This window comes from Bacteroidota bacterium, from assembly GCA_018816945.1.
Taxonomy (GTDB): Bacteria; Bacteroidota; Bacteroidia; order Bacteroidales.
Genome location: JAHIVC010000038.1, coordinates 1 through 13,049, shown reverse-complemented (window position 1 = coordinate 13,049; position 13,049 = coordinate 1). Strand labels below are relative to the sequence as shown.

At 36.1% G+C, this 13,049-nt stretch carries 9 protein-coding genes; all 9 read left to right on the top strand.

All coding sequences use genetic code 11. From position 1 onward, the window contains the following. Positions 1-103: 103 nt before the first annotated feature. Positions 104-1,495 (top strand): dihydrolipoyl dehydrogenase, encoded by a 1,392-nt coding sequence (gene lpdA, locus KKG99_06535; protein MBU1012642.1) that lies wholly within the window; start codon positions 104-106, stop codon positions 1,493-1,495. A gap of 60 nt (positions 1,496-1,555) precedes the next feature. After that, entirely contained in the window at positions 1,556-2,107 is a 552-nt protein-coding gene (rfbC, locus tag KKG99_06530; GenBank protein MBU1012641.1) for a dTDP-4-dehydrorhamnose 3,5-epimerase, read from the top strand. A gap of 53 nt (positions 2,108-2,160) precedes the next feature. Further along, positions 2,161-2,955: a M48 family metallopeptidase gene (locus tag KKG99_06525; protein MBU1012640.1), complete on the top strand. Its 795-nt coding sequence runs from the start codon at positions 2,161-2,163 to the stop codon at positions 2,953-2,955. A 32-nt stretch (positions 2,956-2,987) separates the two neighbouring features. Continuing rightward, positions 2,988-3,938 (top strand): lytic transglycosylase domain-containing protein, encoded by a 951-nt coding sequence (locus tag KKG99_06520; GenBank protein MBU1012639.1) that lies wholly within the window; start codon positions 2,988-2,990, stop codon positions 3,936-3,938. A gap of 10 nt (positions 3,939-3,948) precedes the next feature. Next, the gene (uvrA, locus tag KKG99_06515; GenBank protein MBU1012638.1) at positions 3,949-6,828 is read left to right on the top strand and encodes an excinuclease ABC subunit UvrA; all 2,880 of its coding nucleotides are present in this window, start codon (positions 3,949-3,951) and stop codon (positions 6,826-6,828) included. 104 nt (positions 6,829-6,932) lie between these two features. Then, a complete protein-coding gene (locus KKG99_06510) occupies positions 6,933-9,383 on the top strand; it encodes a hypothetical protein (protein MBU1012637.1) in 2,451 nt (816 codons plus the stop codon). Positions 9,384-9,485: 102 nt separating this feature from the next. After that, positions 9,486-11,594, top strand: a complete 2,109-nt coding sequence (locus tag KKG99_06505; protein MBU1012636.1) for a tetratricopeptide repeat protein — start codon at positions 9,486-9,488, stop codon at positions 11,592-11,594. Next, positions 11,587-12,297 (top strand): TIGR00730 family Rossman fold protein, encoded by a 711-nt coding sequence (locus tag KKG99_06500; GenBank protein MBU1012635.1) that lies wholly within the window; start codon positions 11,587-11,589, stop codon positions 12,295-12,297. The genes KKG99_06505 and KKG99_06500 overlap by 8 nt, the downstream gene beginning before the upstream one ends. A gap of 17 nt (positions 12,298-12,314) precedes the next feature. After that, entirely contained in the window at positions 12,315-12,788 is a 474-nt protein-coding gene (locus KKG99_06495; protein ID MBU1012634.1) for a retroviral-like aspartic protease family protein, read from the top strand. The last annotated feature ends 261 nt before the right edge of the window (positions 12,789-13,049 follow it).

Below are 13,049 nucleotides of genomic sequence, written 5' to 3'. Positions count from 1 at the left end.
AAAGACATCTTTCTTAAATTCAAAATCACAATATCACAATGTTAATTACAACAATTAATTTTACTAAATTTGTAATTTATAATCAATCTAAAAAAACATCATAATGAATTACGATATCATCGTTATAGGAAGCGGCCCGGGTGGTTATGTTGCTGCCATCAGAGCTTCACAATTGGGAAAAAAAGTTGCTGTTATTGAGAAAGCCGAGTTGGGCGGAATTTGCCTTAACTGGGGATGCATTCCTACAAAAGCTTTATTAAAAAGCGCTCAGGTTTTCAATTATTTAAGTCATGCTGCCGATTATGGCGTTTCGGTAAAAGGAGAAATTGCACCTGATTTTAAAAGTATGGTAACACGCAGTCGTGGCGTTGCAGATGGCATGAGTAAAGGAATTCAATTCTTATTCAAGAAAAATAAAGTCGAACATATTCAGGGATTCGGGAAGCTGAAAACTGCAAAAACAGTTGAAGTAACCGATGCCGAAGGAAATAAAAAAGAGTATACTGCCGATCACATCATCCTGGCTACCGGTGCCCGATCAAGAGAACTGCCAAATCTAAAACAGGATGGCAAAAAAATCATCGGATATCGCGAAGCCATGACCTTGCCAAAACAGCCTAAATCAATGGTTGTTGTTGGATCAGGAGCCATAGGATCTGAATTTGCCTATTTCTACAATTCCATTGGCACAGAAGTTACCTTAGTTGAGTTTCTACCCGAAATAGTTCCGTTGGAAGATGTTGAAGTATCAAAACAACTGGGCCGTTCTTTCAAAAAAGCAAAAATGAAAGTGATGGTTGATTCCTCTGTTGAATCAGTAGATACTACCGGTAAGCTTTGTAAAGTTACCATTAAAACAAAAAAAGGTGAAGAAATCGTTGAAGCAGAAATCGTGCTTTCGGCTGTTGGTATCGAAACCAACCTTCAAGGTATCGGAATTGAAGAATTAGGGATTAAAACCGAAAAAGGCAAAGTCATTGTCGATGATTTTTATCAAACCAATGTTCCGGGCATCTATGCAATTGGTGATATCGTCCCGGGCCCTGCGCTAGCGCACGTAGCTTCTCATGAGGGAATTATTTGTGTTGAAAAAATTGCGGGAAAAGAGGTTGAACCCATGGATTATGGAAATATTCCAGGATGTACTTATACCAACCCCGAAATTGCTTCTGTTGGGATGACAGAGCAAGCTGCAATTGATGCCGGTTATGAGATCAAAGTTGGAAAATTCCCCTTTACTGCATCCGGAAAAGCCAGCGCAGGTGGGTCAAGAGATGGTTTTGTGAAAGTAATTTTTGATGCCAAATATGGCGAATGGTTAGGTTGTCATATGATTGGCGATAATGTAACCGAAATGATTGCTGAGGCAGTTGTTGCTCGCAAACTTGAAACCACAGGTAAGGAAATCATTAATGCAGTTCACCCCCACCCTACCATGTCGGAAGCTGTAATGGAAGCTGTTGCAGCCGCTTATGGTGAGGTGATACACATCTAAAAATTGGACAGGGACATTGAGCGAAGTCGAAATGTCCTTTGTTAAATGAACCAAATCAAAATGCAAATAACAAAAACTAAAATCCCGGGATTATTGATCGTAAAACCCCAGGTTTTTGCCGACTCCCGGGGATATTTTTTTGAATCTTATAATAAGGCTAAATTCATTGAAGCCGGTATTCCTGTTGATTTTGTTCAGGACAATGAATCGAAATCACAAAAAGGAGTTTTACGGGGAATGCATTTTCAACATCCTCCGTTTACACAAGGGAAACTCGTTCGGGTAATCAAAGGGTCTGTTTTAGATGTAGCTGTTGATCTTCGGGTTGGATCACCTACCTATGGGCAATGGGATTCGGTTGTACTTTCTGAAGAAAACAAACTCATGTATTGGCTTCCCGAAGGAATGGCTCACGGTTTCCTTACGCTGGAAGATGACACCATCTTTTTTTATAAATGCACCAATTTATACAATAAAGAATCTGAAGGTAGCATCCGTTGGAATGACCCCGATTTAAACATTGATTGGGGAATCGAAAATCCCATTCTATCTGAGAAAGATAGTATGGTCCCATTTTTAAAGGATCTAAAAAATAGATTTACTTACCGCTAATTTTTTGTAAATTTACATCGGAATACGATTCTTAGAAACTAAAAATCAGTGAAATGAAGAAACCTATTTTTTTACTGTTGTTAGTAATATTACTAACTGCATGTTCTACTGTTCTTTTTACCGGCCGAAAGCAACTACAATTACTCCCTGCTTCAGAAATAAATGCCATGGCTCTTGAAAGCTATGGTACTTTTTTGAAAGAAAATAAATTATCGACGAATGCAAAAGATGTGGCCCTCTTAAATAAAGTTGGGAATAAAATTAAAATTGCTGTTGAAGAATATTTAACACAACAGGGCCAACAAAAAATAACTGAAGGTTATAATTGGCAATTCAATTTAATTGAAAGTCCGACCGTAAATGCTTGGGCCATGCCCGGAGGGAAAATTGTTTTTTATACAGGCATCATGGATGTATGTAAGGATGAAACCGGAATTGCTGTCGTAATGAGTCATGAAATTGCACATATCATTGCAAGCCATGGAAACGAACGCATGAGCCAGGGATTACTCACACAGCTTGGTGGACTGGGACTAAGCATTGCACTTAAAGAAAAACCTCAGGAAACCCAGAACCTTTTTCTTGGTGCATACGGAGTTACCACTCAATTAGCTGTAACACTTCCATATAGTAGAACACACGAATTGGAAGCCGATAAAATCGGACTGATTTTCATGGCCATGGCAGGTTATAACCCGGAGGCAAGCATCGACTTCTGGGCTCGGATGGACGCACAAAGTAAAGGACAGGCTTCATTTGAGTTTCTTTCAACACATCCGACTCACAAAAACCGCATTCAGGCAATGAAAGATTTTTTACCTGAAGCCAAAACCTACACTAAAAAATAGAGAGAAAGAAATAAATTGGGGAGACGAATAAAATGTTTACTAAAAAAATTCAGATAATTGCAATTGTTGCCCTTAGTGTGTCAGTCAGTTCACTTTTAAATTATTTCTTGTATTCAAAACCTCAACAAATTTCGCAGGTATCTGATCAATCGAAAAGTATTGATAATGCCATTAAAATTAAAGCAGTTGACATTCCGGAAACAATAGATTTTGCCGGTGAGAAAGTCCCGCTTGAAATTTATTATGTAAAAGAACATCTGGAATGGGAACTAACCGTAAACACTTATTGGCACTCAGCCACCTTATTGAATTTGAAGCGTACAAAAAGATGGTTCCCTGTTATCGAACCTATTCTCAAAAAAAATAATATTCCTGATGATTTTAAATATTTATCCCTGATCGAGAGTGGTTTTCAAAATGTAACATCACCGGCAGGAGCAGTTGGGTTTTGGCAATTTTTAAAAGGTACCGCCAAAGATTATGGGTTGGAAGTGAATGATGAAGTTGATGAGCGTTATCATGTAGAAAAATCAACAGAAGCAGCCTGTCAATATCTTCACAAAGCATTTGAAAAATATCAAAACTGGACGATGGTTGCTGCAGCCTACAATGCCGGAAATCGTGGAATTGACAGACAAGTTGATCGTCAGAGAGAAAATAATTATTACAGTTTGTTGCTCAACGAAGAAACAGAGCGATATGTATTCAGGATATTGGCACTTAAAATCATTCATAACAATCCGGCTCAATATCATTTTAACTTATCGGAAGAAGAATATTACCAGCCAATCCCCTATCATATTGAGATAGTGAACGAGAATGTAGACAGTTGGGCCGATTTTGCAAAAGGACGCCAGCTTAGCTATCGTTTGATCAAAGAATTTAATCCGTGGTTGCGTCAGCCTGATTTAAAGAATCGACAAAAAAAGGCATATCAAATAAAGATACCCGACTTGCAAAACGCAAACAAAGAAAAAAAATGAAAGAATAGGGATGGAGAAAGAGCTGTTGAAAGAAACAAAGAATACAGGTGAAACACATTTGGAGATTCAGGGTGCGAGAGTGCACAACCTGCGCAATATCGATGTTTCCATTCCAAGAGATAAACTTGTTGTAATTACGGGATTAAGCGGAAGCGGTAAGTCGTCACTTGCTTTTGATACGATTTATGCCGAGGGCCAACGAAGGTATATGGAAACCTTTTCGGCTTATGCACGCCAGTTTATTGGCAACCTTGAACGTCCGGATGTTGACCGGATCAGTGGTTTAAGTCCGGTCATTTCAATTGAACAAAAAACGATTAACCGCAATCCCAGATCGACAGTAGGTACCATTACCGAGATTTATGATTTTCTGCGATTATTGTATGCCAGAGTAGCCGAAGCATATTCATATAATACAGGCGAAAAAATGATTCGCTATACAGAGCAACAAATCACAAGTCTGATTATTGATGAATATTCTCAGGAAAAAATAATAATCCTTGCTCCCATAGTAAAAGGCCGTAAAGGACATTATCGTGAACTTTTTGAGCAAATCCGTAAACAAGGATTTTTAAAGGTTAGAATTGATGGAGAGATCAAAGAACTGAGCTTTGGAATGCAGCTTGATCGTTATAAAGTTCATGATATTGAAATTGTAATCGACACCATTTTAATTAAAAATGAATACGAAAAACGCATTCACCAATCTTTACAAACTGCATTGCGCCACGGGAAAGGTATTTTAATGATACAACCCATCGAATCAAAAAAAATACGCCATTTCAGCAAACATTTGATGTGCCCGGCAACCGGTATTGCCTATAACGATCCCGAGCCCAATTCGTTCTCGTTTAATTCACCCTATGGTGCCTGCCCTCATTGTAATGGCTTAGGGCAGGTTTCTGAAGTCGATCTGGATAAGATTATTCCCGATCAGGAATTGAGTATAAAAAAAGGTGGGCTGACTCCTTTGGGAGAGTACAAAAGCAGTTGGATTTTCAATCAGTTGGAAGCGATCGGAATTAAATATAATTTTACGCTTAACACACCCATTAAGGATATTCCGGAAGAAGCCATAGCTACCATTCTATACGGATCAAATGAATCGTTCCAGGTTAAGAAGGAATACCTTGGAATTACATCAACCTATACCTTGAATTTTGAAGGGGTAATCAATTTTATAACCAACCAGTATAACGAGAATAATTCGACCGGAATCAAACGATGGGCCGATAATTTTATGAATAAAACCGACTGCCCTGTTTGTGAAGGAAAGCGATTAAAAAAAGAATCCTTGTTTTTTAAAATTGATGAAAAGAACATCTCCGAGTTGGCGAATATGGATATCATTCATTTGGATCAGTGGTTTGAAAAGATAGAAGAAAGATTAAATGAAAAACAACAAACCATTGCCCATGAAATCATCCGCGAAATCCGCACCCGTATTCAGTTTTTATTGGATGTTGGGGTTGATTATCTTACCCTCAATCGTTCATCAAAAAGTTTATCGGGAGGCGAGGCCCAGCGGATTCGTTTAGCAACTCAAATCGGGTCACAACTGGTTGGTGTATTATATATTTTGGATGAGCCAAGTATTGGATTGCACCATCGCGATAATTTGAGACTGATAAAGGCTCTGCAGGATTTAAGGGACGTTGGGAATTCGGTTATCGTTGTTGAACATGATAAAGAAACCATACTGTCCGCTGATTATGTTATTGACATCGGACCCGGGGCAGGAAGGCTTGGTGGCAAGGTAGTTGCTCAGGGAGAGCCCAAAGATTTAGTCAATTGCCATACTCTCACATGTGATTATATCAGCGGGCGAAAAGAAATTAAAGTTCCCAAGGTCAGACGAAACGGCCAAAGAGAGTTTATTGAATTAACAGGTGCGAGCGGTAACAATCTTAAATCGGTTGATTTAAAATTACCCTTAGCCGGTTTTGTTTGTATTACCGGGGTTTCAGGTAGTGGAAAATCAACCTTAATAAATGAAACTTTATATCCAGTACTCAGTCAGCATTTTTTCAGGTCCACAAAAAAACCTCTTGCCTACAAATCTATAAAGGGATTGGAATTAATCGACAAGGTAATTGAAATTGATCAATCCCCTATTGGTCGCACACCTCGTTCAAATCCGGCAACTTATACCAAGGTTTTTGATGAAATCAGGAAATTATATGTTCAGATACCCGAAGCTAAGATAAGGGGATATGAACCGGGTAGATTTTCATTTAATGTCAAAGGCGGCAGATGCGAAGTTTGCAAAGGTGCAGGAGTAAAAATAATTGAAATGAATTTCCTGCCCGATGTTCATGTTCATTGTGATGAATGCAATGGAAACCGATACAATCGGGAAACGCTAGAGGTAAGGTATAAAGGCAAATCAATCAATGATGTTTTGAACATGACCATTAATCAAGCCGTCGATTTTTTTGAAAGCCATCCGTCAATCATTCAAAAAATCAGAACACTAAAGGAGGTAGGGCTTGGCTATATTACCCTTGGGCAGCAATCGACAACTCTTTCCGGAGGAGAAGCTCAACGCGTAAAACTTGCTTCAGAGCTATCAAAGCGGGATACCGGAAAAACAATGTATATTCTTGATGAACCGACCACGGGTTTGCATTTTGAAGATGTAAAAGTATTGCTCGAAGTATTGAACAAACTTGTCGATCGTGGTAACTCTGTACTGGTAATCGAACACAACATGGAAGTTATTAAAGTAGCCGATTATGTAGTGGATTTGGGACCCGAAGGAGGAGATCGCGGTGGTTACATCATTGCCGAAGGTACCCCTGAAAAAATTGCAAAAAACAAAGACAGTTATACCGGGCAATTTTTAAAACAAGAATTAAAAAACAAGAATTTCTTTTCGCTATCGCGGTAAAAATCAACATTTAGGTAATATACCTATTTTATCCTGTTTTATTTTAATTAAACTTGCCATGCACCAGTGAAGATCAAATTTTTTTGAGTAAAATATCCTGTTTTATGCTTAACAGATTTAAAGAATTATTGCTTATTGTGTTTATGATTATGAGCACCACTTCCTATCCGGCTCAATTTGTGAACCATACGGATAGTCTGTACCATTCTCTAAAAAGTTTAAGAATTACAAAAAGTCACAAACTTGACATTTATTATCAGATTATAAATTATCATTATTTATCAAATCAATATGCTGAAATGAAATTAGCTATTGATGAAGCATTTAAATTACTCAAAGGTAGTGCGGATTCATGTACTCATAATAAGTTTTTATTGATGGAAGCCATGCATGTTTCGGCTAAAAAAGATAAATCAAAGGCAATTGCACTCACAGATAAAATATTAATTTCTTCTCGTACAAATAATTGTTCTGAAGTTGAAATATCCACCTTATTATTTCAGGCCAAACAACTATTACGTTCAAAAGATCCCGATCCCTTTATGAACAAAATTAAACTTGCTCGCCAGATAGCAATGGGAATTAAAAACGATGTGCTCATTGCAAGAACCTATAATATGGAAGGAATCTGGAATTTGATTAACAATAATCTTGCTGAAAGTCGAAACTTGATGTTTTTGGCATTACCCACATTTATAGAATTTAATGAAAATGCCTTGGCTGGTAAAGCATACTCCGACATTGCCTATTCCTTTTATTTACAATCAGTTTATGATTCTGCCTTGATTTATAATAAAATCGCTGTCCTGATTCTTGAAAAAGGCACAAGTTATGGCGATTTGGTATCAAACTATAATAATATGGCATTGGTTTATCAGAATACAGGAAAACTGAATGAAGCCATTGAAACATATTTTGAAGGATTAAAAGTTGCGGATTACTTAAACTCAAGTGCAGACAGAACGATCATATTGTATAATATCGGAGGATGTTACTATAGTTTGGGAATGAAAGATAAAGCTTTGGATAATTATAACTTTTGTTTAAATCAGGCTGAACTAAACAAAGACACTTTTTCGATTCTCTATGCATGTAATGCAATAGGGCAAATGGCATTGGAGAATAAAGAAATTGATACTGCTAATAAGTACATTACTAAATCATTTAATTTGGCACAGATTCTTGATGACACTTATTCGAAAATGTTTAATTCATTAAGTATGGCTGCATTAGAACGTGAAAAGGATAATTTCAGATCGGCACAGGAGTATATAGATCAATCCTATGTTTATGCCGAGCAACTAAATAATCCTGAAGATTTGATGAATATCGATATGGAACAGGCCGACTTGTATGCTAAACAAAAGCAATATAACAAATCTATCGCTCTGCTCCAGGAAACCTATAAGAAAGCATTAATTATTAATTCAATTGAAAGTGCGCAATATATAAGAATATCTCTTGCCGAAGTTTATGAAAAAGCTGGCGACCTAAAAAATGCATTGATCTATACCAAGAAAGTTAAGAATTATCAGGATAGCACGAATAGCGTATCAATATTGGCCAATCTAGTAAGTACTGAAAGTCAGTATGAGAAAGAAAAAACAGAAAGAATTAAACAACTTGAATTTGAGAAAGCAGAACTTAAAAGAATTTCTGATATAAAAAACACCAAACTCTTTGGTTTGTTATTAATCATCAGCATCATTGCACTAATAATAACCTCCTGGTTATTGTATAAACTTTCAAAAAGCCGTAAGAAAAGGAATAAGTTTTTAACCGAAAAAAATATTTTGATCCAAACGCATAGTGATGATTTAAAGGAAATGGTCAATAAATTAAGTTTAATAACTAAAAACTTGGAAGTTGCGAATAAAACTAAATCCAAACTGCTCTCAATTATCGGTCATGATCTTAGAAATCCTTTTAACGTGATCCAGGGTTATATTTCTATTTTAATTGATTCAGATCTTGATCCTGAAAAAAGGAAAACATATTATAACAGGATCAACAAAGCCTCCGATCAATTACTTGATATGGTTGACAGTTTGGTTACCTGGTCAAAAACACAGACTGATAAAATTCAGTTCAATCCTGTAAATACGAGCATTACCGAAATTTCAAATCAATCAATTTTGCTTTTGCAAAACAATGCCAATCTCAAAAATATTGAAATCGTGTACGATTATGATAGAAATCAAGAGGCAAAGATAATGGGCGATCCTGATATGCTAAAACGGATCATACATAATTTGTTGGTAAACGCAATTAAATTTACGAAAAATGGTGGTAAGATTTTTATTGGGTTTGATTTGAAAGATTCCGATTTAACTTATTGGATTAAAGATACAGGTATAGGTATGGATCCAGAAGTAGCATCTGCAATTTTCGAGAATTCGGGTGAATTCGTTCAAAATGGCACTAACGGTGAAAAAGGAACCGGTTTGGGGCTCAGCATTTGCCACGAATTTATAAAATATCACCGAGGAAAGATATGGGCCAAAAGTGAACTTAACAAAGGAACTTCATTTATATTTAATATTCCCTCCAAATAATCATGTAGGTTCTTATTATCTTTCTAAATGCTGATTTTTTTAGGCAAAATACCTATATAAATAATCATATTATTTAATATACTTGCACTGCACAAATGAACTATGAAAATTTTAAGAAATAAATATCTCATTCTGGCAATCATCTTGCTTAATATCAATTGGTACGCGGCAGTAGCCAATGAAACACAAAATCAGATCGATAGCCTCAAAATTGAAGTTTTTAAAACGTCGAATGATTCAACCCTGATTCATCAATATCAACGAATTTCTCTTCTGTATAGAGAAATAAGCAAAGATTCTTCTCTTTATTATTCTGATAAATATCTTGAACTTGCACGGAAAACTAAATTTACAAAAGGAGTTGCACATGGTTATTTTAATAAAGCAGTTGTATATTATCAATCCGAAGACTTTGAGAATTCCCTAAAAAATTATTTATCAGCTCTCGAAATATATTCGCAGGAAAAAGATTCCATTAATATCAGTGGTGTATATAATAACTTAGGGATCCTTCACTCGCTGGGATTCGATAAACAGACCGCAATTGACTATTACATAAAGGCCTTGGAGATAAGCAGTCAGATAAATGACTCTGCCGGTATTGCAAATAATTCAAACAATATTGGCCTGATCTATCGGGATTTAAAGAACTATGATAAGGCCGTTGAATATTTGAACAGGACCCTCGAAATCGACCTGCTTTCAGGTATTCAGGAGTACATCGCTCAAACCTACAGTAATATTGCCTGGTCATATCTTCCTGCAAAGGAATTTGACAAAACATTTAAAAACTTGTCCGAGGCGTTAAACAGGATTGATTTTGTTAAAGACGCTGATATTAAAATTGAAATTTTATCATGTGCCGGAGAATATTATTTAGAAATGAACAATCCCGACTCGGCAATAAAATATATACGTGAGGCCTTAGATGTTGCTGACCGTGCTAATCGAAAGAGAACCATGGCATATACCTATTTTTTAATAGGAAGGTACTTGATGGTAAGAGAACTGTATCCTGGGGCCATTACTCATATTAATGAAGCCATTAAACTTTCTGATTCACTGCATGTTAAAGAGTATTTAGATAAATACTATGAGTATATTTCAAATGCATACGTTGAATTAGGCGATTTTAAAAATGCACATGCTAACTTAAAAAAATCATATGCGGTTAAAGATTCAATGCAGACGGATGCATTGAGCAAAAGCTTGAACAATTTTGAGAAAGAAAAAGAATTTGTAAGAATTCAAAGTGAATTTCAATTTGACCAACATAAAAAACAGAGTGAATTTGAAAAAGAAGCTTTAAAACTAAAATTTGTTACCTGGTTTTCTGTACTGATCATCCTATTTCTGATCATTATTATAATTGCTACCATTAATAATTATCGTAATAAATCAAAAACAAATAAATATCTTAAAAATCAAAATGAAATCATTGAGCAGCAATCTGAAGAATTAAAGATCTCCATCACTAAATTAGAAGAAAATGAAAAAGAGCTTGAAGCGCTAAATGCAACAAAGGATAAATTCTTTTCTATTATTGCCCATGACCTTCGGAATCCCTTTAATGTTTTAATTGGATATGCCGATCTTTTGATCAGCGAACCCGGTATTAAAGAAGATGCAGAAAAATATGATAAAATCATTAAATCAATTTACAATACAGCTGAGTTCAGTTACGAATTGCTCGAAAACATACTTACATGGGCACGTTCTCAATCAGGAAGCTTAACTGTGAATCATCAAAACTTAAACCTATCTGAAATAGTTAATTCCAAGGCTACATATTTCGATGAAATGGCCGAGCCAAAAAACATGAATATCCAATATGCTATAGAAGAAGGGCTTTATGCGTATGCAGATAAAGATATGCTGATAACGATCATACGAAATTTGATCAATAATGCCATAAAATTCACCATGCCAAATGGTAAGATCAAGGTTTCTGCAGAAAGAAAGGATGATTATCTTTTTATTAGTGTGAGCGATAATGGAATAGGAATAAACAGTGAAAATCAAAAGAAACTATTCAAAATCGATTCTGATTTTAAAATCAAGGGTACAGCCAATGAAACAGGCACGGGTCTCGGATTAATTTTATGCAATGAATTCATCAAGCTTAACGGAGGAGAAATTTTTGTTGAAAGCGAGGAAGGAAAAGGAAGTATCTTTACTTTTACACTTCCAATAGCAAAAACAGATGAATAAAAAAGAAGAAGATAAAATCCGTAAAGCCCTAAAATCAAAAAGCTGGAACGAAATAAAAACCTACGATTCCTGGCAAATCTTTAAAGTCATGTCCGAATTTGTGGGTGGTTTTGAAAAGATGGCCCGCATCGGTCCTTGCGTATCGGTGTTTGGTTCGGCCCGTACAAAAGATGATCATCCTTACTATCTGATAGCTGTTGAAGTTGCCGAATTATTGATAAAAAGAGGATTCGGTGTAATTACCGGTGGAGGCCATGGTATTATGGAAGCCGCTAATAAAGGGGCACACACTGCAGGTGGTAAATCGGTCGGACTCAATATCCGTTTGCCTTTTGAGCAAACCCCAAACCTTTACATCGATCATGACAAGCTCCTTGAATTCGATCATTTTTTCGTTCGAAAAGTAATTTTTATGAAATATTCGCAAGGTTATATTATATTACCGGGCGGGTTTGGAACATTGGATGAGATGTTTGAGGCCATCACCCTTATTCAAACCCAAAAATTAGTGAATTTTCCGATCATTCTCATCTCAAAAGATTATTGGGGCGGATTAATTGATTGGATAAAAGATAAACTTATTAGTGAAGGGAATATCAGGGAACAAGATATGGATATTTTCCAGCTTGTTGATTCTGCTGAGGAGGCAGTTAATTGCATTGATGATTTTTATCTAAAATATGCACTACATCCAAACTTCTAGAAACTGAACTTTTTCAAATGCAAACAAACGTACCAATTGAAATATTACCAATTGAAGATGATGGATTTCATCTGATGATCAGGGCAAAAATTAACGGGAAAAAGGCTAATCTTATCATCGATACCGGTGCATCACGAACAGTTTTTGATGAAACCCTGATAAAAAATTATTTGCCTGAAGAATACGATAATTTTGAAACGAATGAGAAATTATCAACCGGACTTGGAACCAATACCATGAAAAGTTCGGCCTTCAATCTAAAATCACTAAAGATTGGCGACTTAAATATCAAAAATTACATCGCTGTAATCCTTGATCTTACTAACATCAATGATTCATACACATTGCTTGGACTTCCCAAAATACATGGAGTTATCGGGGGCGATTTATTAAGTAAATACAAAGCCGTAATTTATTATAAGGCTAAAAAGCTGAAATTAACTTATAATGAAACTCCCCGCCGCAGAGCAACGGGGTATCAATTGGAATAGTATTCAATTCTTTCGCCATAAGCCCGCCTGCGACCATGTCATACTTCATAATTCTGGTAACAAATTGGCGTTTGTGATAATTTGTTTAAATGTCATATTCTAATTATTAAACCATGCTTGTAAATTTAGATCACAGTTTTCCTTTCATTTCTTTGTGACCAAAGAAACCCCGCCTGCGGTCGGGCAGGGAAACAAAGAAAGTCTTGTGAATATCAGCTATGATCAGCTTGTTCCAATTTATAGATTAAGGTGCAATTGACT